The organism is Ponticoccus sp. (in: a-proteobacteria) (assembly GCF_048381735.1).
The window spans coordinates 145,882-172,385 of the sequence record NZ_JBLXGL010000005.1 but is presented as its reverse complement, the minus strand read 5'-3'; the positions used below and the strand labels follow the sequence as shown (position 1 = coordinate 172,385).

Below are 26,504 nucleotides of genomic sequence, written 5' to 3'. Positions count from 1 at the left end.
GGTCAATCCCCGGCGCGGCTTTTTCGGCGCCGCGAAGGTGTCGCAAAGCACAGGGCCACAGGGATCCAATGCGGCGCGCAGCCCGAAGCGCGCGCCGGTCAAAGGGTCAAGACCCTGGCCCTCAGCCCCTGAACCCCGTGGCGACGACAAACTTTTCCGAGGAATCGGAACGGCTTGCAGGAGGTTTGTAATTCGCCACCTTGGCGAAGCGCTGCTTGAGGATCTGTTGCAGGGATCCTTCAGCGCCGCCCGCCAGCACCTTGGCCACGAAGGTCCCGCCCGGTTCGAGCACGTCGAAGGCCAGCTCCGCCGCCGCCTCGCACAGCGAAATGATCCGCAGGTGATCGGTCTGCTTATGCCCCGACGAGGCCGCCGCCATGTCCGACATCACCACATCCGCGCGCCCGCCAAGCCAGGCTTTCACCTTGTCGTCGGCACCGTCCTCCATGAAGTCGAGCTGATGCAGCTCGGCGCCGGCAATCGGATCGACAGCCTGCAGGTCAACCCCAAGCACAAAGCCCTGCGCCTTGCCGCTCTTCTCGCCAAGCGCATTGACGCGCGGCACCGCAACCTGGCACCAGCCGCCGGGTGCGCAGCCCAGGTCGACCACCCGGGCGCCGGGCACCAAAAACCTGTATTTATCGTCTATTTCCAGAATCTTGAAGGCCGCTCTTCCACGATACCCTTCAAGCCTCGCGCGCTTCACATAGGGGTCGTTCAACTGCCTTTGCAGCCAGCGCGTCGACGAGGTCTTGCGCCCCCGCGCAGTCTTGACCTTGACCTTCAGATCGCGTTGCCCGCGTCCCGAAGAGTTCTTCGGCTCCTTTGCCATCCCGGCCCCCTGTTTCTTCTGTCCAAAAATATCCCGGGGGAGTCCGAAGGACGGGGGCAGCGCCCCCCGTACGATTTTCCCCGAAAAATCGTTCTATAATGGCCCATCTTCCAGAACGCCATCCGCCGACATCTGCGCATACAAAAGTCCCTCGCGCAGCCCCCGGTCGGCCACCGAAAGCCGATCCGTCGGCCAGACCCGCAAAAGCGCCTGAAGGATCGCCGAGCCGGACATGATCAGCGCGTGCCGGTCCGGTCCGATGCGCGGATCCCGCCGCCGCCCGGCCGGACCCAATTCAAGATAGCCCTGGATCACCGCCTCGATCTGGTCAGAGGTCATGCGCAGCCCGTCCACCTTGGTCCGGTCGTAGCGCCGCAGGCCCAGATGCGAGGCCGCGACCGTCGTGACGGTGCCCGAGGTGCCCACGATCTGGAACCCCTCCCGCGCCTGCTCATCCTGATAGGGGCTGAATTCCGCAAGGTTTTCTTCGAAATACCAGCTCATCAGCGCATAGCGCCCGGCGTCGTCCACCACATCCGAGAACTGGTCCCGCAGGGTCGCCACGCCCAGCGGCACAGAGATCCAGTCCACCACCTTCGCGGTCGGAAAGGGGCTGTCGGGCGGGTGGAACCCGGCATGCAGGCGCATGATCGCCCGCGGGCGTTCGCGCGGCTCGACCCGGCTGAGGTCGATCCACACCAGCTCGGTGGACCCGCCGCCGATGTCGACAACCAGCAGCTGCTCGGTCTTGGTGGACACCAGCGGCGCGCAGGAAATCATCGCAAGACGCGCTTCTTCCTCGGGCTGGATAATTTCCAGGCTCAGGCCGGTCTCGGCCTTGACGTGCCGGATGAACTCGCGGGCATTGCGCGCCCGGCGGCAGGCTTCTGTCGCCACAAGCCGCATGCGCGAGACCTTGTGCCGTTCGATCTTCTGCCGGCAGACGCGCAGCGCGGAAACCGTCCGCCCCATCGAGGCGCGGCTGAGTTTTCCGTATTTCTCAAGCCCCTGGCCCAGCTGGACCGACTTCGAGAAACTGTCCAGCACGTGAAACTGGCTGCCCTTGGGTTGGGCAATCAGCATGCGACAACTGTTGGTGCCCAGATCCAGCGCGGCATACAACGCATTCGGATCGGGCCGTTCAGGCGCGGGACTCTCGACCGGTTTCGGGAAAGCGCCCGCTGCCTTGGGACGCTCTGGCGCCATGACGATGCGCCTTTTCCGATATCTACTTGTGGATCACGATACGCGGGCGACCGGCACCGCGCAAGAGCCGTAAAGGCGCCCCGCCGGCAGGGCCGAAAATTAGGCCGACAGCAGCGCAAAATGTGCCGCCGGGGTCGGGCCTGACCGGCCGGGCGGGGTGCCGTTGACGCGCGAGGCATGCGACGTCGCCGGTGACAGCTGTCGCAGAACAATGCGGCGTCCCCCTTACGATTTCCCTGGTTCCGGCCAACAATGTCGGGACGCGGTCCGTCGCGGGCCCGGCCTCGGGCGGCCTGCTGTCGCTCGCGGCACCGCAGGGGTCGAAATCCGACACAGACGCCGCGCCCCGCGCCGCTAAACAGCGGTGCAAGCAGGAACGGAATCAGCCCCATGGCAGAACTCACCATCGTCTACTGGCGCGACATCCCGGCACAGGTCATCGTCGGCAAGGGCCGTCGCGGGTCCAAGGTGCAGCTGCCCGAGCGGTTCGAGCAGGCCATCGACCGCGCCGCGATGAAATCCGGCGCTGCCGGGACCGACGACTACCTCGCCGAATGGCGCAAGGTCGCTTCCGGCAGGGTCGAGGGCGATCCCGACGAGGCCGCCAAAGCCGAGGCCACCCGCCTCGACAGCGAATACGACAGCGACCGCCTGAAGGCGCTGATCGCCAACGGCGGCCACGCCTGATCCCCGCCCCGATGACCCTGAAGGAGAGACTCATGGCCCTGCTGAACTTCCGCAAGCGCGAAACGCACCAGCCCGGCAGCGCCGCGATCGAGGCCTTCCTGGATGGGTATTCCATCGAGGTCATGCCGCGCACCGCGGCCAAGGTCAGCTCGTTCCGCGATCTCCTGCCCGAGGGCACGCGGGTCTACATCGCCCATATCGACGGCACCCCGATCGAGGACATGGTCGCCACCGCCGCGCGCCTCGCCAACGAGGGCTACGCCGTCATGCCCCACCTGCCCGCGCGCATCATCCCCGATGCCGCCACGCTGGAGCGCTGGCTGCAGATGTACCGCGATGCGGCGGGCGTCGAACAGGCGCTGCTGCTGGCCGGTGGCGTGTCCGAGCCGCAGGGGCAGTTCCACTCCTCCATGCAGCTGATGGAAACCGGGCTTTTCGACAAATACGGCTTCACCCGCCTGCATGTGGCCGGTCACCCCGAGGGCAACCGCGACATCGACCCCGACGGCGGCGACGCGGCGGTGATGGCGGCGCTGCGCTGGAAGCAGGCCTTTGCAGAGCGCACCGACGCCAAGATGGCGCTGGCGACGCAATTCGCCTTCGACGCCGATCCGATCATCGCATGGGCCGACCGCCTGAAGGCCGAGGGCATCGACCTGCCGATCCACATCGGCATCGCGGGCCCGGCCAAGCTGCAGACCCTGATCAAGTTCGCCATCGCCTGCGGCGTCGGCCCCTCGCTCAAGGTCCTGCAAAAGCGTGCCATGGACGTGACCAAGCTGCTCTTGCCCTACGAGCCGACCGAGGTGCTGACCCGGCTGGCCGCGCACAAGGCGGCGAACCCCGGTTTCAACATCGAGCGCGTGCACTTCTTTCCCCTCGGCGGTATCAATGCCACGGCGGACTGGACCATCCAGAACGGCGGCGCCTCGGGCCGCCCCGCCAACGGCTGACATCACAAGGGACGCAGGGACAAACATGGGCACGGCACTTCTTTTCGATCTCGACGGCACCTTGCTGCATTCCGATCCGCTGCACGTTCAGGTCTTCATGGAGATGTTCGAAGAGCGAGGACGTACCATCGACGAGGCCTTCTACTTCGAGAAGATCCACGGCACGCATAACCTGGAGACCTTTCCGCATCTCTTCCCCGGCGAGGACGCCGTCGCCCTGTCGGACCAGAAAGAGGCGCGCTTTCGCGAGCGGCTGGATGACGGCCACCCGCCGATGCCGGGCGCTGTCGCCCTGCTGGACCGGGCCGCGGCCTCTGGCTGGAAGGTCGCCGTGGTCACCAACGCGCCGCGCGTGAACGCCGAGCACATGCTCTCGGCGATCGGCCTGAAGGACCGGTTCGCGGTTCTGGTGATCGGCGACGAATGCGCACGCGGCAAGCCCGCGCCGGACCCCTATCTTGAAGCGATGAAGCAGTTGGGCGTCGCGCCCGGCGATTGCATCGCCTTCGAGGACAGCCCCTCGGGCATGATGGCTGCCGCCGCCAGCGGCGCCTACGCCGTGGGCATCCGGTCCTCTGCCGATGACGCCAGCCTGCGCGCGGCGGGCGCCGCCGCGACGCTTGAAGATTACACAGACCCCGCGCTCGAGGATGTCCTGAAGCGCTTCACGGAGGAGCCCGCCCAATGACCCGCACCATCGTCGAGTCGAAGACCAAGACCGCGATCATCGGCTTCGACCAGCCCTTCTGCGTGATCGGAGAGCGGATCAACCCGACCGGCCGCAAGATCCTGAACGAAGAGCTGGAGCGGGGCGATTTCAGCCGGGTCGAGGCCGACGCGCTGGCGCAGGTCGCCGCCGGGGCCACGGTGCTGGACATCAATTCCGGCGCCGTCTTTTCCAACAAGATGGCCGAGGACCCGCGCTACGCCGACAACAACTTCGTCGAGCCGGACCTAATGCGGCAGCTGGTGGAAAAGGTGCAGGCGGTGGTGGACGTGCCGCTGTGCATCGACAGCTCGGTGCCGGGCGCGCTGGAAAACGGCCTTGCCGCCGCCGAGGGCCGCCCGCTGCTGAACTCGGTCACCGGAGAGGAAGAGCGGCTGGAACTGGTCCTGCCGCTGGTCAAGAAATACAACGTGCCGGTGGTGGCGATCTCGAACGACGACACCGGGATCAGCGAAGACCCCGAGGTCCGCTTTGCCGTCGCCAGAAAGATCGTCGAGCGCGCCGCCGATTTCGGCATCCCCGCGCATGACATCGTGGTCGATCCTCTGGTCATGCCGGTGGGTGCCATGGGCAGCGCCGGTCTTCAGGTCTTCACGCTGGTCCGCCGGTTGCGCGAGGAACTGGGCGTGAACACCACCTGCGGCGCGTCGAACATCTCTTTCGGGCTGCCGAACCGCCACGGCATCAACAACGCCTTCCTGCCCATGGCCATGGGTGCGGGCATGACGTCCGCGATCATGAACCCGGTTGCCCTGCCCGTCGGCCCCAAGGCCATCGCCGAAAAGCGCGCGGCGGTCGAGGCGGCGGGCGTCATGCTGCCGCCGGACATGGACGACGAGACCTTCGTGAGCCTCTTCGGCATGGGATCGACCAGGGCGCGTCCCGGCAAGGAAATGGAGGCCATCCGCGCCGCGAATTTCCTGATGAATCAAGACGCTGGCGGCGGCAACTGGATCGCCTTCAACAAGCCTGCCGGAGAGGCCGGTGGCCGCCGCGCCGGTGGACGGCGCCGCCGCGCCTGAGAGATCGGCGCCCGGTTCCCCCTTGTCGAAGGAACCGGGCGCCGTCTTTCCCGGGCCCCCACCCAGGGTAAGATTTGACTGCGCCATCCGGACCGGGCGGTCCGCGCTGTAGACCGTCAGCGTCACGGGCGCATTGTCCGGCCCTTGCCTCCAGAGCCGACGCGCTCACTTTCGGGCGCCGGTGCCGGGTATCGTCGGCGCGAAACTCGCTGCCCCGATTTCTCCCAATGGTTGATTGAATCTTGGACAAATCTGTGTCTCAATTGAGGCGTTGATAGGGTCTTTCTGAAAATTCCGTTTTCCAGACGCAGACCGAGCGCTTTTCGACCGCCCGCCCTCCGCCTGAAAATCACGCCCTCTGAAGGCTTTATAGGGCGACGTTCCACAGCCTGCCGCCTTTCGGCGCAGAGCATCCAACCCGGGCTTAGGCCTGATTGAACGCCGTCAGACACAACCTGAACGTGTTCAAGGGAAGGCCTTTGCCTGCGCCGCAGCCGTGCCGGACCTTGGCACCCGTCGACGCGCGGCGCCCGGCAATGGACACCCAAGCCCCCCGACAGCCCAAGGCGAAATCCGCCTCAGGCCTTTGCCTTCTTCTTCACCGCGCCCGCCTGTTCCGCAAGGTCGCGGGCGATGGCGAAGGCGCCCTGGATCTTGTCCTTGTCGCGCGGCCAGTCGCGGCGGATGACGATCTTGTCGCCCTTGATCTTGGCCAGCCCGTCCTGCGCCTTGATGAAGGTCACAAGCCCCTCGGGAGAGGCGAACTTGTTCTGGTGGAACTGGATCGTCGCGCCCTTCGGCCCGCCGTCCAGCTTGGCAATCCCCGCCTTCTTGCACATCGCCTTGATGCGAACAACGAGCAGCAAGGTATTGACCTCGCGCGGCAATTTCCCGAAGCGGTCGATCAGTTCGGCGGCGAAGCCTTCCAGCTCGACCTTGGTGGTCAAGCCCGAGAGGCGGCGATAGAGACCCAGCCGCACGTCGAGGTCCGGCACGTAATTCTCGGGGATCAGCACCGGCACGCCAAGGTTGATCTGCGGCGCCCACTGGCCGTCGTCCTCTGTCAGACCCTCCATCTGGCCAGAGCGGATCTTGGCAATCGCCTCTTCCAGCATGGACTGGTACAACTCGTAACCGACGTCGCGCATCTGGCCGGACTGTTCCTCGCCCAGCAGGTTGCCCGCGCCGCGAATATCCAGATCCTGCGAGGCCAGCGAGAAGCCCGCGCCCAGCGTGTCGATGGCCCCCAGCACCCGCAGCCGCTTTTCCGCCTGCGGCGTCAGTTTCACCCGGGGCTTGGTCGTCAGGTAGCAATAGGCCCGGGTCTTCGACCGCCCCACGCGCCCACGGATCTGGTAAAGCTGCGACAGGCCGAACATGTCGGCGCGATGCACGATCATGGTGTTGGCGGTGGGAATATCCAGCCCGGATTCCACGATGGTCGTGGCCAGAAGCACGTCGTATTTGCCGTCGTAAAAAGCGTTCATCCGCTCGTCGAGATCGCCCGCCGCCATCTGGCCATGGGCGACGACAAAGCTGACCTCGGGCACCTGATCGCGCAGGAATTGCTCGATGTCCGGCAGGTCCGTCAGCCGCGGCACCACGAAGAAGCTCTGCCCGCCGCGGAAATGCTCGCGCAGCAGCGCCTCGCGCAGGGTGACGGCGTCGAATTCGCTGACATAGGTGCGGATCGCCAGGCGGTCGACCGGGGGCGTGCCGATGATCGACAGGTCGCGCACGCCGGTCAGCGACAGCTGCAGGGTGCGCGGGATGGGCGTCGCGGTCAGCGTCAACACGTGAATGTCCGAACGCAGCTGCTTCAGCCGCTCCTTGTGCTGCACGCCGAAGTGCTGTTCCTCGTCGATGATCAGCAGGCCGAGGTTCTGGAACCGGATGCCCTTGGCCAGCAGCGCATGGGTGCCCACGGCGATATCGACGGTGCCCTTGGAAATGCCGTCGCGCGTCGCAGCGGCCTGTTTCGTGCCGACAAAGCGCGACAGGGGCGCCACCTGCACGGGAAAACCCCGGAACCGGTCCGCGAAGGATTTGTAGTGCTGCCGCGCCAGCAGTGTCGTCGGCGCGATCACCGCCACCTGCACGCCGGACATGGCGGCAACGAAGGCCGCGCGCATGGCGACCTCTGTCTTGCCAAAGCCCACGTCGCCGCAGATCAGGCGATCCATCGGCTGACCGGAATGCATGTCGGTCATCACGTCGTCGATGGCGCCAAGCTGGTCGTCGGTTTCGCTATAGGGGAACCGTGCCGCAAAGCTCTCGTAGCTGCCCGGCGGCGGGTCCATGATCGGCGCCTTGCGCAGCGCGCGCTCGGCGGCAATGCGGATCAGCCGGTCCGCCATCTCGCGGATGCGTTCCTTCAGCCTGGCCTTCTTGGCCTGCCATGCGCCGCCACCGAGCTTGTCCAGCAGCCCCTCTTCGTGGCCGTATTTCGACAGCAGCTCGATATTCTCGACCGGCAGGTAAAGCTTCGACGCCTCGGCATATTCCAGCAGGATACATTCATGCGCGGCACCGGCGGCGGTCACCACCTCCAGCCCCATGTAGCGCCCGATCCCGTGGTCGACATGGACCACAAGATCACCCGGCGTCAGGCTTTGCGTCTCTGTCAGGAAGTTCTCGGCGCGGCGGCGTTTCTTGGGCTGCCGGATCAGCCGGTCGCCCAGCACGTCCTGTTCCGAGATCACCGTGATGCGCCGGTCGTCCTGCCAGGGCGCCTCGAACCCCGCTTCCAGAGCCCAGACCGCAAGGTGAAGCCCCTGTTTGCCGATCCGCCCGCCATGCGGGATCGGGATGGCCTCGGCCAGCCCCTCGTCCTCGATCAGCCCGGACAGCCGTTCCCGCGCGCCTTCGGAATAGGAGGCCACGACCACCGGCCCCTCCTGCATCTTTGCCTGAACATGCTGCGCCAAGGCGCCGAAAAGGCTTAGATTTTCCTGCTGCCTCTCGGGCGAGAAATTGCGCCCGATGCGCCCGCCCGCATCCGTCACACCGGGGCCCGAGGCCTGCGGCAGCGGGTTGAAGGCCACCTGACGGCGGTCCGCAAGCGCACTGTCCCAGGCGGCGTCGTCCAGATACAGAAGCCCTGGCGGGATCGGCTTGTAGACCGTTGATCCAAGTGTCTTTTTCTGGCTCAGCGCATGTTTGCGCGTGCCGTATTGGTCGGCGATCCCTTCCCACCGCGACAGCCGCGCGGCGCTGGTCTGGTCGTCCATCAGCACCGGCACGCCGGGCAGGTAGTCGAAGAGCGTTTCCAGTTCTTCATGGAAGAACGGCAGCCAATGCTCGATCCCGGCATGTTTGCGGCCCGCGCTGACCGCCTCGTACAGCGGATCGTCGGTGCCTGCGGCGCCGAACTCGATCCGGTAGTTCTGGCGGAAGCGCGTGATGGCCGCATCGTCGAGGATCACCTCGGAGACCGGCGCCAGCTCGACCATCTCCAGCGTTTCGGTGGTGCGCTGCGAGGCCGGGTCGAAGCGCCGCGCGCCGTCCAGAACATCACCGAAGAAATCCAGCCGCACCGGCCCCAGATCGCCCGGCGGGAAGATGTCGACGATCCCGCCGCGCACCGCGTAATCGCCCGGCTCCGTCACCGTGGGCGCCTGAGAAAAACCCATGCGTACCAAAAACTTGCGCAGGGCTTCCTCATCCACCCTGTCGCCGACGCGGGCGGCAAAGGCGGCCTCGCGCAGGACCGCGCGGGCGGGCAGGCGCTGCATCGCCGCCGAAAGCGTGGTCAGCAGGATGTACCGTGGCGGCATGCCGTGCACCAGCGCCGCAAGCGTCGCCATGCGTGTGGCGGAAATATCGGCGTTCGGCGAGACCCGGTCATAGGGCAGGCAATCCCACGCCGGGAAGACCACCACCGGCATGTCGGGCGCGAAGAAGGCCAGCGCATCGCGCATGGCGGCAAGGCGCTTGTCGTCGCGGGCAATATGGACAACGGGGCCCTCGGCACGGGCAACCTCGCGCAGGACAAGCTGCGCGTCAAAGCCTTCGGGGGCGCCCCCGATTGTGATCTTCTGCGTGGACATGGCAGGGAAATGGCCCGTGTCCACGCCGGGGTCAACCTGTTCCGGCATGCCCGCCCGGGGGACGGTGGCTTTGCAGGGACAGCAGGGCGATCAGGGCAATGGGCAAGGCGGGGCCGCGCGCATCCTGTCACCCGGCAAACTCCAGAGCGCAAACGGACCATGCTCGGCTGAATCCCGCGGCACGCCGCCCCTGTCAGAGCATCCTGCGCAGGGAAACGACCGCTTCCCGCATCACGCCGCCCTCAAGCGCTGCAAAGCGGTCCGGCGGCCCCTTCTCAGGACAGCGATGTGACCCAGAGGATCGTCGCATCCTCGGGAGAGAGCGAGACGACGTTATGGCCCATGGTCGCGTCGTAATAGGCGCTGTCGCCGCGCTTCATCTCGACCGGTTCGTAGAACTCGGTGTAAAGCCGGACGACGCCGGTCAGGACGTAGAGGAATTCCTCGCCGTCGTGACGGACCCAGCCGTCGAACTCTTCCATCGACCGCGCGCGCACGCGGGCGCGATAGGGCAGCATCTTCTTGCGGGTCAGGGTTTCCGCCAGCAGCGTATGCTCATAGGTGGTCGTGACCTGATGCTGGCCCTCTTCCCCGCGCGTGACCGTCATCCGGCCCGTCACCTTGTCCTGCCGGGGCGCGGTGAACAGCTGCGGAACAGAGATTTCCAGACCCAGCGCCAGCTTCTTCAGCGCCTCGTAGGTCGGGGACATCTGTCCGTTCTCGATCTTCGACAGGGTCGAGCGCGCAAGCCCGGCCTGCTTCGCCGCCTGCTCCAGCGTCCAGTTCCGCTCTTTGCGCAGGGCGCGCACGCGGCTGCCAAGGTCCAGCGGTTCGGCTTGCCCTTCTTCGCCACTCTCGCGGGCGATGCGGATCAGCGATTTAGGGTCCTGCGTCATGGGGATTGCCTATAGGTCCGTGCCCCGGAGCTTGCAAGTCCACCCGGCGCGGCCTAATCCACTGGCATGCTGTCGATCTTCGATCAGGGGCCCTTCGCGCCCTGCCCCGCGCCCTTCAACCTTGCCCGGCACGTTCTGGGCGCCGCGCCCCGGACGCCCGACAAGATTGCCCTTGCGGTCCTGAAGCCCACCGGCGCGCAACGCTGGTCCTACGCGCGGATCGAGGCAGCGGTGCGCGGCACCGCCACCGGCCTTCTGCAACAGGGGCTGAAGCCCGGCGACCGCCTGCTGATGCGGCTGGGAAACACCGTCGACTTCCCCATCGCCTACCTTGGGGCGATCACCGCCGGGATCGTGCCGATCCCGACCTCGTCGCACCTGACCGCGCCGGAAGTCTCTGCCATCATCGCGCATCTGGCGCCGCAGGCCGTGCTGCGTGCACAAGACGTTCCCTGCCCGCCGACCGACCTGCCCTGTTTCGACACCGACACCTTCCGGGGCTGGCACGATCTGCCGCCCGCCGACTACGCTCTGGGCGATCCCGACCGCCTTGCCTATATCGTCATGACCTCCGGCACCTCTGGCACGCCGCGCGCCGTGGGCCATGCCCATCGCGCGATCTGGGCGCGGCAGATGATGATGGAGGGCTGGTACGGCCTGACCCCGGAGGACCGGCTGTTGCATGCCGGGGCCTTCAACTGGACCTTCACGCTGGGCACCGGCCTGATGGATCCCTGGACGCGCGGCGCAACGGCGCTGATCCCCGCCGCCGGTACCGACCCGGCGCAGCTGGGCCTGTTGATGAAGCGCAACGATGCCACCCTGCTGGCCGCCGCGCCGGGCGTCTACCGGCAGTTGCTCAAGGCGCCGCTGGCCCCCATGCCCCGTCTGCGCCACGGCCTCGCCGCCGGAGAGAAGCTGTCTCCCGCCATCCTCGAGGCATGGCGCGCAGCCACCGGCACCGAGATCTACGAGGCCTTCGGCATGTCCGAATGTTCGACCTTCATCTCGGGCGCGCCCGCCCGCCCGGTGGGCGCCGCGCATCTCGGGCGACCGCAGCAGGGCCGCCGCATCGCCATCCTCGGCGAGGACGGCCAGCCGGTCCCGCGCGGCACCCCCGGCCAGATTGCCATCGACCGCAGCGATCCGGGGTTGATGCTGGGCTATGTGGGTGCGCCCGAGGCCACGCAGGCGCGCTTTCGCGGGGGCTGGTTCCTGACCGGCGACCACGGCCAGATGGACGAGGACGACCGCGTCACCTACCTGGGGCGCGGCGACGACATGATGAACGCCGGTGGCTACCGTGTCTCGCCCGCCGAGGTCGAGGCGGCGCTGGCGGACCTGCCGGGTGTGACGGAACTGGCAGTGACCGACATCGCCGTGAAGGCCGATGTGCGCGTGGTCGCCGCCTTCTACACCGCCCCCGAGGCGCTGGACGAAGAGGCCCTGAAGGCCGAGGCCGCCACGCGGCTGGCCCGCTACAAATGCCCGCGCAGCTTCATCCGGGTCGAGGCGCTGCCCCGCAACGCCAACGGCAAGGTCATCCGCAGGGCGCTGCGCGACCACGCGCCGGGCTGAGCCCTGTCGCCATTCCACGCGCCGCTTGGTAAGGCAGAGGGAAAGGGAGCTCCCGCAATGACACAACTCGACATCTTTTCCGATCCGATCTGTCCCTGGTGCTACATCGGCAAGGCCAATCTCGACCGGGCGCTGCTGGATCATCCCGATCACCCGTTCCGCATCCGCTGGCTGCCCTTCATGCTGAACCCGGCGATGCCCGCGGGCGGCATGGACCGGCGCCAGTATCTGGAAGAGAAATTCGGCGGCCAGGACGGCGCGGTCAAGGCCTACACGCCGGTGCTGGAGCATGCCGAGAAGGCCGGTGTCGAGATCAACCTCGACCGTATCAAGGTCACGCCCAACACGGTGAACGCGCACCGGCTGATCCACTGGGCCGAGATCGAGGGGGTGCAGACCGCCGTGGTCTCGGCGCTGTTCCGGGCCTATTTCGTCGAGGGCCGGGATATCGGCGATGTCGAGACCCTCGCCGACCTGGCCGATGGCGCCGGGCTGGACGCCAGCCTCGTGCTGCGGCTTCTGAACACCGATCAGGACCGGCAGGAGATCGTCGAGCGGGACGCGGCGGCGCGCGGCATGGGCGTGACCTCTGTCCCGACCTTCGTGGTCGGCAAGCGCCACGCGGTGCCCGGGGCCCAGCCGCCCGAGCTTTGGGCGCAGGTCATTGCCGAGATTACCGCCGCCACTCGGGCGGGCTAGGCACGCTCTTCGCCCGGACGGCGGGATCACCCTGCGCCAGCGCACAGAGGATCGAAGGGATAACCCGGCCTGTGCTATGGCCAAGGGCGCCGGGCCTTGATAGGTCGAAGGGTAAACGCTTTTTGCCTCGTCCCGGGGGCAATTTCCCCTTTGAGGTTCCCATGACCCCTGCACATGACACCGTCGCGCCCGACGGCCTTCCGGGCCGTGCGGAATTGATCGCGCTTCTGGCAATGCTCTTTGCCACGATTGCCTTTTCCATCGACGCCATGCTGCCCGCCCTGCCCGAGCTGACCGCCGCGCTCAGCCCCGAGGCGCCCAACAAGGTGCAGCTGGTGGTGACGATGTTCATGCTGGGCATGGGCCTGGGCACCTTCTTCACCGGGCCCTTGTCCGACACCTTCGGGCGCAAGCCCATCGTGCTGGTCGGCGCCGTGCTGTACATTGCTGGCGCGCTGATGGCCACGCAGGCCGAAACGCTAGAGGTGCTGCTGGCCGCGCGCCTGCTTCAGGGTCTGGGCGCCGCCGGTCCCCGGGTCGTGGCGATTGCGATCGTCCGCGACCTCTATTCAGGGCGGGCCATGGCGCAGATCATGTCCTTCGTCATGATGGTCTTCACGCTGGTCCCGGCGCTCGCCCCCTCGATCGGTGCGGTTCTGATCGCCGCCGCCGGCTGGCACTCGGTCTTCTATGCCTTCGCGCTGTTCTCGGCGGTGGGTGCGATCTGGTTCACCCTGCGCCTGCCGGAAACGCTGCCAGAGACCCATCGCCGTCCGTTCCGCCTGAACGCCCTCGGGGCGGCGATCCGCGAGATGATGGCGCATCCGGTGGTGCGTCTGTCGATCCTCGCGCAGGCCTTCATTTTCGCGATGCTGATCGCCACCATTTCGACGATCCAGCCGATCTACGAGACCGCACTGGGCCGGGCCGACAGCTTTCCGCTGTGGTTCGGGCTGACCGCGATCATCGGCGCATCCAGCAGCTATCTGAACGCCCGGCTGGTCATGCGGCTGGGGATGCGCAGCCTTGTGACCACGATGCTCTGGGTGCAGATCGCCGCCAGCGCCGTGGCCACGGCGCTGATCGCCAGCGGCGTGTCGGGCACCGGCCTCTTCGTTGTCTTCATCATCTGGCAACTGCTGCTGTTCTACCAGATGGGCATGACCATCGGGAACCTGAACGCCATCGGCATGGAGCCCATGGGGCATATCGCCGGCATGGCCGCTTCGATCATCGGCGCCGTGTCGACGGTGATCGCGGTGGTGCTTGCGGTGCCGGTCGGCCTGCTGTTCGACGGCACGCCGCTGCCGCTGGTGGCGGGCGCATTCCTCTTCGCCATCTGCGCGCAACTGACCATGGCGCGCCTGCGCCGCATCGAGCAGGCCGTAGAGGCCTGAGAGCGGCCTGAGAGCCGCTTGCCCCCGGCCCGCCGGGCCCGGGGTGTCGCATGCGGATGTTCTGCACCAGTGCCGTGGCATCGACGCCATGGCGCACCCGCGCAGGGCAACAGCCCCGCAAGGATATCTCTTTCTCCATGTCCGACGGTCCGGCCATGGAACCGGGACGGTTTCGCCTTTCCCAGGTCTCGAATTGTTCATTCTCAAATCCGCAAGACAAAACCCCGTTTCGAAAGTGTTTCCTTAGGGGGCATCGGGCAGGCTGGTGGTGCACATACCGCCCATTCAGTGGCGCGACAGCGGTATACAACGGCATACCATATTCCCGATGCGCGGTTTTTGCGCTATGGCAGGAGCGGGCCCAACCAAGCAGAGCAAGGGAGTCTTCATGACCCGCATCAAGGTGGACAACCCCATCGTCGAGATGGATGGCGACGAGATGACCCGCATCATGTGGGATTTCATCAAGCAGAAGCTGATCCTGCCCTATCTCGACATCGACCTGCTCTATTACGATCTCGGCATAGAAGAGCGGGACCGGACAGAGGACCAGATCACCATCGACGCCGCCGAGAAGACCAAAGAGGTCGGCGTCGCGGTTAAGTGCGCGACCATCACGCCGGACGAACAGCGGGTCGAGGAATTCGGCCTCAAGAAGATGTGGAAATCGCCCAACGGCACGATCCGCAACATCCTCGGCGGCGTGGTCTTCCGGCAGCCGATCATCTGCCGCAACGTGCCGCGCCTGGTGCCGGGCTGGACCGCGCCCATCGTCGTCGGCCGCCACGCTTTCGGCGACCAGTACAAGGCCACCGATTTCCACTTCCCCTCGGCGGGCAAGCTGACGATGAAATGGGAAGGCGCCAACGGCGAGGTGATCGAGCGCGAGGTCTACGATGCCCCCGACGCGGGCGTCTACATGGGCATGTACAATCAGGACGAGTCGATCCGCGACTTTGCCCGCGCCTCGCTGAACTACGGGCTGACCCTCGGCTGGCCGGTCTACCTGTCCACCAAGAACACCATCCTCAAGGCCTATGACGGGCGCTTCAAGGATCTCTTTCAGGAGGTCTTCGAGGCGGAGTTCGAAGCGCAGTTCAAGGAAAAGGGCATCTGGTACGAACACCGGCTGATCGACGACATGGTCGCCTGCGCGCTGAAGTGGAACGGCAAGTTCGTCTGGGCCTGCAAGAATTACGACGGCGACGTGCAGTCCGACACCGTGGCGCAGGGCTTCGGCAGCCTCGGCATGATGACCTCGCAGCTGATGACGCCCGACGGCAGGATCGTCGAGGCCGAGGCCGCCCATGGCACGGTCACCCGCCACTACCGCCAGCACCAGCGGGGCGAGTCCACCTCCACGAACTCGGTGGCCTCGATCTATGCCTGGACCGGCGGGCTGAAGCACCGCGCCAAGCTGGACGAGAACGTGGCCCTGCGCGCCTTTGCCGAAACGCTGGAACGGGTGATCGTCGAGACGGTGGAATCGGGGCACATGACCAAGGACCTGGCGCTGCTGGTCGGCCCGGATCAGGGCTGGCTGACCACCATGGGCTTTCTCGAGAAGATCGACGAGAACCTGAACAAGGCGCTGAACGGCTAGGCAGGCACGGGCGGGGCACGGGCGCCTCCTGTACCCCAGCGGTTTCAGGAGAATCCGGGCGCCTGCGCCCTTGCGCCCCGCGCCGCTTGGCTGGATAGAGACGCCATGACGCTGCTCTCTACCCCACCCGCCGACCGCCACAGCCTCTGGGAAGATGCGCTGGGGCTTGCCGTGGGCTGCGTGATCATGGCGCTGTCGGTGCAGTTCCTGCGCACCGAAGACCTGATCACCGGCCAGATCGCGGGCCTGTCGCTGCTTGGATCCTACGTCTCGGGCTGGTCCTTCGGCGCGGTCTTCTTTGTCCTGAACCTGCCCTTCTACCTGCTGGCGCTGAGGCAGATGGGCCTGCGTTTCACGCTGAAGAGCTTTGCCGCGGTCACCATCATGTCGGCCATGGCGGACGCCCTGCCCTCTGTCCTGACGCTGGACCCGCTGCACCCGGCCATCGCCGCGACCCTCTTCGGCGTGCTGGGCGGCATCGGGCTGATCGTGCTGTTCCGGCACGGGGCGACCCTGGGCGGCGTGGGCGTGGTGGCGCTGTGGTTGCAGGACTCGCGCGGCATCCGCGCGGGCAACGTGCAGCTTGTCTTCGATCTGGGTGTCTTCACGCTCGCGGCCTTCCTCTTCGACTGGCAAACGGTGCTCTGGTCGCTTCTGGGCGCGGTGATCCTGAACGTCATGATCACCGTGAACCACCGCCGCGACCGCTATATCGCCCGGTCATAAGGCCTCACCGCCAAGGCCCCGCCGCGTGACGCCGGGCCGCTGCGCCGCTTGGCACGAAAAAGGGGCCCCCGGCGGGGACCCCGTAGTCTCGCTGACAAGGCTCGTGTGATTCACTGCCCGTGACGGTTGTCTGCCTGCGTCCTTGTCCGCGTCAGGGCCAGCGCACCGGCCCCGTGCGAGGATGGGCAAGGACAGGCCCTCCGCCCCCACCCTGTTCGTCGGGGGGCCGGGCCGACAGGTCTCGGGCCGGACCCCCTGTTGCGCCACCGGTGGGCGCAAGTTCCGTATGGGCGGCGCTCAGGCCCGGCGGGCCTGCGCCATGGGCCGGGGCCTCGGCGCCTGGATCACCGTGGCCCCTGCCCGACCCTGCCTCAGCTACAGCCCGAGGTGCCGCCGCAGGTGTTGCACTTCATGCAGGTGCCGTTGCGCACCAGCGTGTAGTTTCCGCACTCGCCGCAGGATTCGCCCTCGTAGCCCTGCATCTTGGCCTTGGTCACGGCGCTCATGGCCATGGCCGACGCGCCCGATCCACCGGACACCGAGACCGCCGCCGAGGCTGTCGCCACCGGGCCCGACGCCGTGGCGGGCACCAGCGATTTCAGCACGCTGTCCGCATCGGCGCCGTTGTTCAGGGCCACCGCGCCCTGAATGCCGCCCTGAAGCACCACAAGTTCCTGCGGCAGGCGCTTGCGCAGGTAGCCGGTCGAGCTGATCTGCTTCAGCACCTCCAGCGACCGCGTCGCGGCGGTTTCCGACAGTTCCTTGACGTTCGAGACGCCCTCTTCCTCGCCCCGGCCCAGATCGTCGAAGGACGCGCCTTCGGGTTTGACATGCGCAAGGTCGGTGCGGTCCAGGTAGGAAACCGCCAGTTCGCGGAAGATGTAGTCGAGGATCGAGGTCGCGTTCTTGATCGAGTCGTTGCCCTGCACCATGCCCGCCGGTTCGAACTTGGTGAAGGTGAAGGCGTCGACGAACTCCTCCAGCGGCACGCCGTACTGAAGACCGACAGAGACGGCGATGGCGAAGTTGTTCATCATCGCACGGAAGCCCGCGCCTTCCTTGTGCATGTCGATGAAGATCTCGCCAAGGCTGCCGTCCTGGTATTCGCCGGTGCGCAGATAGACCTTGTGACCGCCGACAATCGCCTTCTGGGTATAGCCCTTGCGGCGCTCGGGCATCTTGGTCCGCTCGGACTTGATGATCTCCTTCACGACGATCTTCTCGACGATCTTCTCGGCCAGCACCTGCGCCTTTTCCTGCGCATTGCCGGTTTCGAGGATCTCGGCGGCCTCTTCGTCGTCCTCGACCAGCGCGGCGGCCAGCGGCTGCGACAGCTTCGAGCCATCACGGTACAGCGCGTTGGCCTTCACACCCAGCGACCACGACAGTTCATAGGCCTTCTGGCAGTCCTCGATAGAGGCCGAGTTCGCCATGTTGATGGTCTTGGAAATGGCGCCAGAGATGAAGCTCTGCGCGGCGGCCATCATGGTGATGTGGCTTTCGACCGACAGGTAGCGCTTGCCCTTCTTGCCGCAGGGGTTGGCGCAGTCGAAGACCGTCAGGTGATCCTCGCGCAGGAAGGGCGCGCCCTCCAGCGTCATGGTCCCGCAGACGTGGTCGTTGGCCGCGTCGATTTCCGCCTTGGTGAAGCCCAGGTGGCGCAGCAGGTCGAAGGTCGGATCGTTCAGCTTGGTCGCCGGGATGCCCAGCGTGTCCTTGCAGAAGGTCTCTCCCAGCGTCCACTGGTTGAAGACAAAGCGGATGTCGAAGGCGGTGGCCAGCGCGGCCTCGAGCTTTTCGATCTGCGCCGGGCCGAAACCATGGGCCATCAGGCGGGTGTGGTTGACGCCGGGCGCATTGCCCAGCGTCTGGTGACCGACGGCATAGGAGATGATCTCTTCGATCTGGGCGCTGCCATACCCCAGATTCTCCAGTGCCGCCGGAACCGAACGGTTGATGATCTTGAAGTAGCCGCCGCCGGCCAGCTTCTTGAACTTCACCAGCGCGAAGTCGGGCTCGATGCCGGTGGTGTCACAGTCCATCACCAGACCGATGGTGCCGGTGGGCGCGATGACCGAGACCTGCGCGTTGCGGTAGCCGTGCTTCTCCCCCAGCGCCAGCGCCTCGTCCCATGCGCCGGTGGCAAGGTCGATCAGCGCGGGCACCGGGCAGTTGCCGTGGTCCAGCGCGACCGGCTTCACCGCGAGGCCCTCATAGCCCTCGGTCCTGCCATAGGCGGCATTGCGGTGGTTGCGGATGACCCGCAGCATGTCGGCGCGGTTCTTCTCGAACTTGGCGAAGGCACCGACCTCTCCGGCGATCTCGGCGGAGGTGGCGTAGGACACGCCGGTCATGATCGCGGTCAGCGCACCGCAAAGCGCGCGGCCCGCGTCGCTGTCATAGCCCAGCCCCATGTTCATCAAGAGGCCGCCGATGTTGGCATAGCCCAGGCCCAGCGTGCGGAAGTCGTAGCTGAGCTGCGCGATTTCCTTCGAGGGGAACTGCGCCATGGTCACCGAGATTTCCAGCGTCAGCGTCCACAGGCGGGTCGCATGCATGTAGCGCTCGGCGTCGAAGTGACCGTCCTTGAGGAAGGTCAGCAGGTTCATCGAGGCAAGGTTGCAGGCGGTGTCGTCGAGGAACATGTACTCGGAACAGGGGTTAGAGCCACGGATCTCGCCGTCCTGCGGGCAGGTGTGCCATGCGTTCACGGTGTCGTGGAACTGGATGCCCGGATCGGCGCAGGCCCATGCGGCATGGCCGATCTGCTCCCACAGCTCCTTGGCGTCGACGGTCTTGGCGACAGTGCCGTCGGTGCGGCGGATCAGCTCCCAGGGCTTGCCCTCGCGGACCGCCGTCAGGAAGGCGTCGGTGACGCGGATCGAGTTGTTGGAGTTCTGGCCCGAGACCGATGCATAGGCTTCGGAGTCCCAGTCGGTGTCATAGGTCGGGAACTCGATCGAGGCATAGCCCTGGCGCGCGTAGTCGAGCACGCGCTTGATGTAGGTCTCGGGGATCATGGCGCCCTTGGCGGCGCGCACGGCCCCCTTCAGCGCCTCGTTGACCTTGGGGTCATAGGCGCCATCCTCGGTGCCGTCGAAGGAGCGGATCGCCTGGAAGATGCCGTTCAGCATCTTCTCGTGCATCTTCGAACCCGCGACGATGGAGGCGACCTTCTGCTCTTCCTTGACCTTCCAGTTGATGAATTCCTCGATGTCCGGGTGGTCGGCATCGCAGATCACCATCTTGGCCGCGCGGCGCGTGGTGCCGCCCGACTTGATCGCGCCCGCCGCGCGGTCGCCGATCTTGAGGAACCCCATCAGGCCGGACGACTTGCCGCCGCCGGACAGGCTTTCACCCTCGGCGCGCAGAGACGAGAAATTGGTGCCGGTGCCGGAGCCGTATTTGAACAGGCGCGCCTCGCGGACCCAGAGATCCATGATGCCGCCGTCGCCGACGAGATCGTCGGCAACCGACTGGATGAAGCAGGCATGCGGCTGCGGGTGCTCGTAGGCGGACTTGGACCGGGTCAGCTTGCCGGTCTGGAAGTCGACGTAGTAGTGGCCCTGACCGGGGCCGTCGATGCCATAGGCCCAATGCAGGCCGGTGTTGAACCACTGCGGGCTGTTGGGGGCAGCAACCTGCGAGGCCAGCATGTGGCGCATTTCGTCGTAATAGGCGCGGGCGTCCGCCTCGGTGGTGAAGTAGCCGCCCTTCCAGCCCCAGTAGGCCCAGGCGCCTGCGAGACGGTCAAAGACCTGACGGGCCGAGGTCTCGCCCACGCGCGGCGTGTCCTTGGAGGCGGCGACAGAGCGCCACAGGAACTCGGGCACGCCCTCTTCGGGCACGCGCTTCAGCTCGGTCGGGACGCCGGCCTTGCGAAAATACTTCTGGGCGATGACGTCGCTGGCGACCTGGCTCCAGCTTTTGGGCACTTCGAGGTTGTCGAGAGCGAAGACGGTCGAACCGTCCGGGTTGCGGATTTCGGACCGCGTGGTGACGAAAGCGATGCCTGCGTAAGCGTCCCGTCCGGCCTTCGTGTACTGTCTCTCGATTTTCATTGTGCTGCCCCTGAAGCGGTCTGTGCTGATAGTCACCTGCCGATCCCGGGTCCGCGCAGGACAGAAAGACGATCGCATCGCGGAACTGCCCGTCCCCGCCGCTGGATATCGTGTCACTCTGTCCTTGGCGCCGCTCTGTGCCACAACATCTAGTGGCATCCCCAACCGGCCCGCACAACATGGCTAATCTGACCGCCTCAGGTCAACGAAGTTTTTTGAGATTTCCCCATATATTTAGTGTTGACCCGTGCGGCCCCCACTAGGGGCAGTGAGGGGCTCCGATTCACTCACAGACTGTGGATGAGTTCCGGCCCCGCAAAGCCAGCCAAAAGCCCTATTGATCCCGAGGTTTATCCACAGCCCCTTTTTGCTGCCCGGTCTTCCGCCAGCGCATCCCTGCGAAAGGCACCTGCGGCAGTCCTGCACCACATCTAGCGGGAATGACACAGGCAACCGACATATCTGACCGGAAAAGCGATTCGGAAAACCCTGCCTGCTTTTCAGGCAAACGCCTGTTTCTGCCGCAAAACCCGGGTGCTCCGACCCGGTGCCGGAAAACTGTGCACAACACGCCCCCGGCGCCGCAATGCCACGTTCTGGCCCGGCATGGCGCGGGCGCAACCGGCACCATGTCCTGTAGCGGCACCACTGTCAGTCACCGCCCGGGCCGGTCGCCCGCCTGTCTCTGGAAACGAAAACACCCCGGGCGCAGCGCGTCCGGGGTGCCCTGGAAAATGACTGTGGCTCGGGGTCAGAACACCATGCCCACGGAGAGGGAAACCGAATTCTCCGTGCGACCGTTGCCGAAGATCCGCTGCCCTTCCAGGCGGCCCTGAAGGCCGTTGTTGAAGTCGAAGCCGACCATGGCAGAGGCCTTGCCGAACATATCGTCCCGCCCGTCAACGGCGGTCTGGAAGCTGGCGCCGCCCGCGGTCGTCTGGGTCACCGAGAAATCCTTCGCCATGGTATCCTTCATCGCGGAGAGGTCGAAGTACCCGTACAGCATGCCGTTCGACTTCGCGGCCTCGTAGGCATAGCGCGTGCCGATCCCGACGATATTGCTGTCGATGTCGAAGGCATCGGTGGTCACGCCGTTGTTGTCTTCGCTAAAGCTGTCGAAGCTGGTGTTGCTGCGGGTGATCTCGCCGTAGAACCCAAGCGATCCCGGCATCTTGATGACTTCGGGGCCGAAGTTGTAGCCCAGCCGGATGCGCGCACCGCGCTGGTCCGCCTCGGGATTGGACGAGAAGTTCGACAGCATGCCCAGGCGGGTCTGGTCGATCTCGATATCGCCGTGGAACAGGTGCAGGTCGCCAAACAGGCCGCTGGGATTGTACCCCGCCGCATAGACCGAGGCGAACTTGATCGTCCCGTCAAGAGAGCCGAGGTCGTCCTTGCGGTCGGCGTCAAAGCTCTCCTTGCCGAAGCTGGCGCCGATCAGCGAGCGTTCGAAGCCTGCGGCCCGGCCCATGCTGTACTCGGCGTTCAGGCCGAAGTAGCGCGCGGTGTAATCCAGCCCGGTGTTGTTGGTGGTCGAGTCGATTTCACCGCTTGCGCCAAGCCCGGTCAGCGAGAATTTCAGCCCGCCAAAGGCCATCAGCGCGTCGCCCTGTGTCGAGACGGTGGCCGCGTCGAGCGACGAGAAGGACAGTGCGTCGAACCGCGTCGTCGCCATGTCGAGGTGGTGGTTGGTCCCCATCAGGACGAGATCGCCCAGCGGCGAGATCGCATGGCCGAGGGGTCCGCCGATCGGCGTGCCGCCGACCCCGGCGAACCCGAAGATGAAGGTGTTCGGCACGCCCAGCGTGGCACCGTCGGCGCTGCTGGGCTGGCCCAGCGAATAGACCTCGGCGCCCACCTCCGACAGGGCCATCAGGGCATCGTCCTCGGATGCGGCGGCGCCGTAGAAGATGGTGAAATCGGCCTCGTCTCCGGCTGCGACCGTCCCGAAGGAAAAGTCGAAGGCGGCGCCATGGTCCGCCGGGCCGCTGTCGGTGAAGTTGCCGTTCAGAACCGCGTCGCCGGCGATGGTGGTCAGCGGCACGTTCGGGTTGCCCGAGACGAAACCGTCGTCAGAGCTGCCGATCAGCCGCGTGGCAGGCCAGCCCTGGATCGTCACGAATTCCGAGAACTCCGTGGGCGGCACGTCCCAGTCCATCGCGCGGCGATAGACCAGCTGGCCGATTTCGGCGGCACCGGCGTTCAGCAGGGTCACGTCCACCTGGTACAGGTTGTCCGACGACGACGCCGAGAAGTCATGTTCGACATCCACGACGAAGGCGCCGTCGGTGACGGTAACGGTGCTGATCGCCGAATCGCCGCCCGAGGCCGCGTCGGTGCCGGTCCCGGCGGCGACGATGCTGCCCGCGCCGATGTTGCTGAAGCCGAAGCTCTGCCCGGCCATACCGAAGGCGCCCGAGGTCAGATCCGCGATGCCCCAGCCTTCACAGGCGCAGCCCGGCGCCAGCGCCTCGCCGCCGGTCGGCAGAAAGGTCAGACCGGTTCCGCCGGTGACGAGGTTGCCGCGCGGGTTGATGCCCAGCTGGACCGTGCCGTTGTCGATGATTTCCTGCGCTGCCGCGATGCCGGGGACAAAACCGCCCATAGCCACCCAAAGCGCAATGCGGGATACTGGCTGCTTCATGAAAAAGCTCCCTGTGTAAATATGTACCTGTGACCGAAACACTGACTGAAATGGAATCGGGCACGCTTCAAAGATGCCCCTGTGGTAGCCCGGTCAGAGATTCGCCTGCGCATGAATCTTGAGGAGGTAGCAATTGTCCCCGCGACCTGTCGCAAAAAGGCGACATTGCCTGCGGCACGGGATTGGGTCGACGCTGTGGAAAATGGTCGGGGCGGCGAGATTCGAACTCACGACCTTCTGTACCCAAAACAGACGCGCTACCAGGCTGCGCTACGCCCCGACAGGCTTGGCGTTTAGCGCCCGTGGACCACGAAGGAAAGCCCAAAAGCGTCCGGCCCTGCGCCCGGGTCCGCAATAGACTGTAGAGCCCGCGGCGCGCGCGCGCTGCCACGGCGCGCCCGTCAGTTGCAGCGCCAGGCCGGGTCGGAAATGGCCGGGTGGCGCATCTGGCTGCCGGGCTTGATCCCCAGCATGCCTGCCATCCCGCCATTGATTTCCAGCACGTACTGGATGTTGTCGCCGCCCGGGATCTGCGTCAGGTCGCCCGGCTGCGCCATGGCGTGAACGCGCCGCACCACGCCGTGCCGGTCGGCGAAGATCATGTCGAGCGGAATGAGCGTGTTCTTCATCCAGAAAGAAACCGGCCGCGCCGAGGGAAAGACGAAGAGCATGCCGAAACTGGGCGGCATCGATTTGACGTGCATCAGCCCCTGCGCGCGTTCGGGGCCGTCGTCCGCCACTGTCACCGAAAACCGCGCCTTGCCGAAGTCGCCGCGCAGCAGGATCGTGTCCTCGCGGCAGGCGGGCGCGGTCGGATCAATCGCCGGGAACTCCCCGGCCAGAAGCGTGGCATCGCCTTGCGGCGGGGCCGCATCCTCTTGGCCGATCGGGGCAATCGGGGTCACGATCTTGTCGCGTGCCGGTGCCGCGACCGCGTCGGGGTCGTCGCTCTGGGCCGCAGCGGATGGCAGATCGGACGCCGCAAGTGCAGCGCCCGGGGATCGGGCCTCGTCCTCGGTTGCCGGTTTCGCCGTCGCTGGATCGGCTGCTGGCGCGTCCGGGGTTCCGGCCGTCTGAGATGGTATCGGCAAGCGTTCCGCCCCCTCATCGGCAGCGCAGAGCGCCGTTGCCAGCCCCAGAACCAGAACCGAACTCAACGCGACAAGGCGGTTTCCCATGCGTGCACTTCCATCGCCATTCGCCCGCGCTTGCCCTCGACCACGCGGATCGCAAGGGCCTCGCCCGGTTGCAGATCCGCCAGGCCCGAGCGGCGCAGGACCTCGATATGAATGAACACATCTTCCGGCTTTCCGAAGATATTTGCAAACCCGAAACCCTTGGCCTTGTCGAACCACTTCACCCGGGCGGGTTCCAGCGGCGCATTGGCCATGACCTCGGGGTCGATGTTCTCGAAATCCGTCAGCGGAAGCCCGGCCTCTGGCTCGGGCGGTTCGATCTTCAGCACCTGGGTGGCCTGAACGCCGCGCTCTGTCTTCTGCACTGCGATCTCGATCCGGGCGCCGTCGGCGACAGAGCTTTGACCGAAATTGCGCAGGACATTGGCATGAAGAAGGATGTCCGGCCCGCCGTCATCGGCGATCACGAACCCAAAGCCCTTGGACGGGTCGAACCACTTCACTCTGCCGAATACCGGCGGAGCCTCGCTGCTGGTCGTCGTCAAATCCGAGTCCACTGTACCGACTTACCCCCAGGCAAAGCTTGGAACAAAACGGTCCCCGCGTGCAAGAGAGGTTTACCGTCTTTTTGTGTCAGACGACGCGCCAATGTCGCGCCCATGCAATTGACGTGACATGAAAAGATCAAGCAACCTCAAAGGATTGTCACGGACACAAGCGCAACACGGCCCAGTCCGCCGCGATTGTTTCCCGGCTCCATCGGAAGCGGTCGTGCAGCCGGAAAGCGCCATCTGCCCAGAATTCGATTTCCGTCGGGCGGATCCGGTAGCCCCCCCAGAACGGCGGGCGCGCGGGGTTGGTGCCTTTGCCGGCCGTCACCTTCGCAACCTCGGCCATCAGGGCGGTACGCGACGACAGCGGCTGGCTCTGATCCGAGGCCCAGGCCCCGAGACGGCTCTTGAGCGAGCGCGAGGCGTAGTAGGCATCCGCCTGCGGGCCGTCCTCACGCTCGACCGTACCGCGCACTCGGATCTGGCGGCGCAGGGACTTCCAGTGCATCACGAAAGCCGCCTTGCCAGAGCCCTCGATTTCCCGGGCCTTCACCGATCCGTAATTGGTGTAGAAGACAAAGGCATCGGCCTCGATCTCCTTCAGCAGCACCATGCGGGCATTGGGCAGGCCGTCGGCGTCCACGGTGGACAGGGCAATGGCATTGGGATCGTTGGCTTCGCTGCCTTCGGCCTCTTTCAGCCAGGCACGGGCGATGGCAAAGGGGTCGTCTCCGGCGAAAATGCCTGTTCTGTCGCTCATCTCGGGTCTCCTGCGCTGGCGGACAATGGGCCGCTCGGGGCGCCGCGCGGCGGCGGCTTGATGACGGCTTAACAGCAAAGCGGTCTTGAAGACCACGAGGCCATCGCCTAAACGACACGAAATAAACCACAGGTGGAAGGGGTGGTCATGTCGAACGGCTTGATGACGGGAAAACGCGGCCTGATCATGGGGCTGGCAAACGACAAGTCGATCGCCTGGGGCATCGCCAAGGCGCTTGGCGACGCAGGGGCCGATCTGGCCTTCTCCTACCAGGGCGAGGCGCTGAAGAAGCGGGTCGATCCGCTGGCGGCGCAACTGGGCTCCTCGATCGTGCTGCCCTGCGACGTCGGTGACGAGGGCAGCATCGACATGCTGTTCAACGCGCTGGCCGAGGAATGGGACAATCTCGACTTCATCGTCCACGCCATCGGCTTTTCCGACAAGAACGAGCTGCGCGGCCGCTACGTCGACACCACGCGCGGCAACTTTCAGCTGACCATGGACATCTCTGTCTACTCCTTCACCGCCGTCATGCAGCGGGCCGAGAAGATGATGAACCGTGGCGGCAGCGCCCTGACGCTGACCTACTACGGCGCCGAACGCATCATGCCGCATTACAATGTCATGGGTGTGGCCAAGGCGGCGCTCGAGGCCTCGGTGCGCTATCTCGCCGAGGATCTGGGCAAGGACGGCATCCGGGTGAACGCCATTTCCGCCGGGCCGATCAAGACGCTGGCGGCCTCGGGCATCGGCGATTTCCGCTACATCATGAAGTGGAACGAGTACAACTCGCCGCTGCGCCGCAACGTGACGATCCAGGACGTCGGCAACTCTGCGCTCTATCTGCTGTCGGATCTGGGCAGCGGCGTGACCGGGGAAACCCACCACGTCGATGCCGGCTATCACGTCGTCGGCATGAAGGCCGTGGACGCCCCCGACATCACCAAGGGCTGAGAGCGCGGCGGCGCGCCCTCTTG

General features: G+C 65.9%; 19 protein-coding genes and 1 tRNA gene. 10 read left to right on the top strand and 10 right to left on the bottom strand.

The features are described from left to right. Window positions 1-121: 121 nt before the first annotated feature. Both ACN5KJ_RS11660 and ACN5KJ_RS11655 read right to left on the bottom strand, forming a co-directional pair. Window positions 122-832 (bottom strand): RlmE family RNA methyltransferase, encoded by a 711-nt coding sequence (locus tag ACN5KJ_RS11660; protein WP_418594115.1) that lies wholly within the window; start codon window positions 830-832, stop codon window positions 122-124. Window positions 833-925: 93 nt separating this feature from the next. Beyond that, entirely contained in the window at window positions 926-2,038 is a 1,113-nt protein-coding gene (locus ACN5KJ_RS11655) for a Ppx/GppA phosphatase family protein (protein ID WP_418594114.1), read from the bottom strand. A 390-nt stretch (window positions 2,039-2,428) separates the two neighbouring features. On the opposite strand from ACN5KJ_RS11655, the gene ACN5KJ_RS11650 reads away from it, so the two are divergent. The 4 genes from ACN5KJ_RS11650 to ACN5KJ_RS11635 are packed head-to-tail and all read left to right on the top strand — an operon-like array spanning window position 2,429 to window position 5,427. Then, a complete protein-coding gene (locus tag ACN5KJ_RS11650) occupies window positions 2,429-2,725 on the top strand; it encodes a virulence factor (protein ID WP_418594112.1) in 297 nt (98 codons plus the stop codon). A 32-nt stretch (window positions 2,726-2,757) separates the two neighbouring features. Further along, on the top strand, window positions 2,758-3,678 hold the full coding sequence (locus tag ACN5KJ_RS11645; RefSeq protein WP_418594110.1) for a methylenetetrahydrofolate reductase: 921 nt from the start codon (window positions 2,758-2,760) through the stop codon (window positions 3,676-3,678). A 25-nt stretch (window positions 3,679-3,703) separates the two neighbouring features. After that, window positions 3,704-4,366, top strand: a complete 663-nt coding sequence (locus ACN5KJ_RS11640; RefSeq protein WP_418594108.1) for an HAD family hydrolase — start codon at window positions 3,704-3,706, stop codon at window positions 4,364-4,366. Further along, window positions 4,363-5,427, top strand: a complete 1,065-nt coding sequence (locus ACN5KJ_RS11635) for a methyltetrahydrofolate cobalamin methyltransferase (protein ID WP_418594107.1) — start codon at window positions 4,363-4,365, stop codon at window positions 5,425-5,427. The genes ACN5KJ_RS11640 and ACN5KJ_RS11635 overlap by 4 nt, the downstream gene beginning before the upstream one ends. 578 nt (window positions 5,428-6,005) lie before the next feature. Here ACN5KJ_RS11635 and mfd read toward each other — a convergent pair. After that, window positions 6,006-9,476 (bottom strand): transcription-repair coupling factor, encoded by a 3,471-nt coding sequence (gene mfd / locus ACN5KJ_RS11630; RefSeq protein WP_418594204.1) that lies wholly within the window; start codon window positions 9,474-9,476, stop codon window positions 6,006-6,008. A 275-nt stretch (window positions 9,477-9,751) separates the two neighbouring features. Further along, on the bottom strand, window positions 9,752-10,372 hold the full coding sequence (locus ACN5KJ_RS11625; protein ID WP_023850726.1) for a helix-turn-helix domain-containing protein: 621 nt from the start codon (window positions 10,370-10,372) through the stop codon (window positions 9,752-9,754). 66 nt (window positions 10,373-10,438) lie between these two features. Between ACN5KJ_RS11625 and ACN5KJ_RS11620 the strand changes: the two genes are divergently transcribed. The 5 genes from ACN5KJ_RS11620 (at window position 10,439) to ACN5KJ_RS11600 (ending at window position 16,375) form a co-directional block, all read left to right on the top strand. Beyond that, the gene (locus ACN5KJ_RS11620; protein ID WP_418594105.1) at window positions 10,439-11,950 is read left to right on the top strand and encodes a class I adenylate-forming enzyme family protein; all 1,512 of its coding nucleotides are present in this window, start codon (window positions 10,439-10,441) and stop codon (window positions 11,948-11,950) included. Window positions 11,951-12,007: 57 nt separating this feature from the next. Then, entirely contained in the window at window positions 12,008-12,649 is a 642-nt protein-coding gene (locus ACN5KJ_RS11615; protein WP_418594104.1) for a DsbA family oxidoreductase, read from the top strand. Window positions 12,650-12,810: 161 nt separating this feature from the next. Further along, window positions 12,811-14,046, top strand: coding sequence for a multidrug effflux MFS transporter (locus ACN5KJ_RS11610; protein ID WP_347167735.1), 1,236 nt, complete (start codon window positions 12,811-12,813; stop codon window positions 14,044-14,046). Window positions 14,047-14,434: 388 nt separating this feature from the next. Then, the gene (locus ACN5KJ_RS11605) at window positions 14,435-15,649 is read left to right on the top strand and encodes an NADP-dependent isocitrate dehydrogenase (protein WP_206564989.1); all 1,215 of its coding nucleotides are present in this window, start codon (window positions 14,435-14,437) and stop codon (window positions 15,647-15,649) included. A gap of 105 nt (window positions 15,650-15,754) precedes the next feature. Then, a complete protein-coding gene (locus tag ACN5KJ_RS11600) occupies window positions 15,755-16,375 on the top strand; it encodes a YitT family protein (RefSeq protein WP_347167736.1) in 621 nt (206 codons plus the stop codon). Window positions 16,376-16,746: 371 nt separating this feature from the next. On the opposite strand, the gene ACN5KJ_RS11595 is transcribed toward ACN5KJ_RS11600, so the two are convergent. The 6 genes from ACN5KJ_RS11595 to pdxH all read right to left on the bottom strand — a co-directional run bounded on the left by ACN5KJ_RS11595 (window position 16,747) and on the right by pdxH (window position 25,527). After that, a complete protein-coding gene (locus ACN5KJ_RS11595) occupies window positions 16,747-20,436 on the bottom strand; it encodes a vitamin B12-dependent ribonucleotide reductase (protein ID WP_418594101.1) in 3,690 nt (1,229 codons plus the stop codon). A 751-nt stretch (window positions 20,437-21,187) separates the two neighbouring features. Next, complete coding sequence (locus ACN5KJ_RS11590) at window positions 21,188-23,080, bottom strand: autotransporter outer membrane beta-barrel domain-containing protein (protein ID WP_418594099.1); 1,893 nt, start codon at window positions 23,078-23,080, stop codon at window positions 21,188-21,190. A 203-nt stretch (window positions 23,081-23,283) separates the two neighbouring features. After that, window positions 23,284-23,360, bottom strand: a tRNA-Pro gene (locus ACN5KJ_RS11585). 121 nt (window positions 23,361-23,481) lie between these two features. Then, window positions 23,482-24,258, bottom strand: coding sequence for a DUF192 domain-containing protein (locus ACN5KJ_RS11580; protein ID WP_418594098.1), 777 nt, complete (start codon window positions 24,256-24,258; stop codon window positions 23,482-23,484). Then, a complete protein-coding gene (locus ACN5KJ_RS11575) occupies window positions 24,234-24,761 on the bottom strand; it encodes a cold-shock protein (RefSeq protein WP_418594096.1) in 528 nt (175 codons plus the stop codon). Before ACN5KJ_RS11575 ends, ACN5KJ_RS11580 begins: the two co-directional genes overlap by 25 nt. Before the next feature lie 160 nt (window positions 24,762-24,921). After that, window positions 24,922-25,527 (bottom strand): pyridoxamine 5'-phosphate oxidase, encoded by a 606-nt coding sequence (gene pdxH / locus ACN5KJ_RS11570; protein ID WP_347167739.1) that lies wholly within the window; start codon window positions 25,525-25,527, stop codon window positions 24,922-24,924. Window positions 25,528-25,674: 147 nt separating this feature from the next. Between pdxH and fabI the strand changes: the two genes are divergently transcribed. After that, complete coding sequence (gene fabI, locus ACN5KJ_RS11565; RefSeq protein ID WP_418594094.1) at window positions 25,675-26,481, top strand: enoyl-ACP reductase FabI; 807 nt, start codon at window positions 25,675-25,677, stop codon at window positions 26,479-26,481. The last annotated feature ends 23 nt before the right edge of the window (window positions 26,482-26,504 follow it).

Coding starts and splice junctions, on each gene's coding strand:
- ACN5KJ_RS11580 (WP_418594098.1), bottom strand. CDS start 24,258: ATGGGAAACCGCCTTGTCGCGTTGAGTTCGGTTCTGGTTCTGGGGCTG.
- ACN5KJ_RS11640 (WP_418594108.1), top strand. CDS start 3,704: ATGGGCACGGCACTTCTTTTCGATCTCGACGGCACCTTGCTGCATTCC.
- pdxH (WP_347167739.1), bottom strand. CDS start 25,527: ATGAGCGACAGAACAGGCATTTTCGCCGGAGACGACCCCTTTGCCATC.
- ACN5KJ_RS11615 (WP_418594104.1), top strand. CDS start 12,008: ATGACACAACTCGACATCTTTTCCGATCCGATCTGTCCCTGGTGCTAC.
- ACN5KJ_RS11605 (WP_206564989.1), top strand. CDS start 14,435: ATGACCCGCATCAAGGTGGACAACCCCATCGTCGAGATGGATGGCGAC.
- ACN5KJ_RS11655 (WP_418594114.1), bottom strand. CDS start 2,038: ATGGCGCCAGAGCGTCCCAAGGCAGCGGGCGCTTTCCCGAAACCGGTC.
- ACN5KJ_RS11620 (WP_418594105.1), top strand. CDS start 10,439: ATGCTGTCGATCTTCGATCAGGGGCCCTTCGCGCCCTGCCCCGCGCCC.
- ACN5KJ_RS11600 (WP_347167736.1), top strand. CDS start 15,755: ATGACGCTGCTCTCTACCCCACCCGCCGACCGCCACAGCCTCTGGGAA.
- ACN5KJ_RS11610 (WP_347167735.1), top strand. CDS start 12,811: ATGACCCCTGCACATGACACCGTCGCGCCCGACGGCCTTCCGGGCCGT.
- mfd (WP_418594204.1), bottom strand. CDS start 9,476: ATGTCCACGCAGAAGATCACAATCGGGGGCGCCCCCGAAGGCTTTGAC.
- ACN5KJ_RS11650 (WP_418594112.1), top strand. CDS start 2,429: ATGGCAGAACTCACCATCGTCTACTGGCGCGACATCCCGGCACAGGTC.
- ACN5KJ_RS11645 (WP_418594110.1), top strand. CDS start 2,758: ATGGCCCTGCTGAACTTCCGCAAGCGCGAAACGCACCAGCCCGGCAGC.
- ACN5KJ_RS11625 (WP_023850726.1), bottom strand. CDS start 10,372: ATGACGCAGGACCCTAAATCGCTGATCCGCATCGCCCGCGAGAGTGGC.
- ACN5KJ_RS11660 (WP_418594115.1), bottom strand. CDS start 832: ATGGCAAAGGAGCCGAAGAACTCTTCGGGACGCGGGCAACGCGATCTG.
- ACN5KJ_RS11635 (WP_418594107.1), top strand. CDS start 4,363: ATGACCCGCACCATCGTCGAGTCGAAGACCAAGACCGCGATCATCGGC.
- fabI (WP_418594094.1), top strand. CDS start 25,675: ATGTCGAACGGCTTGATGACGGGAAAACGCGGCCTGATCATGGGGCTG.
- ACN5KJ_RS11590 (WP_418594099.1), bottom strand. CDS start 23,080: ATGAAGCAGCCAGTATCCCGCATTGCGCTTTGGGTGGCTATGGGCGGT.
- ACN5KJ_RS11595 (WP_418594101.1), bottom strand. CDS start 20,436: ATGAAAATCGAGAGACAGTACACGAAGGCCGGACGGGACGCTTACGCA.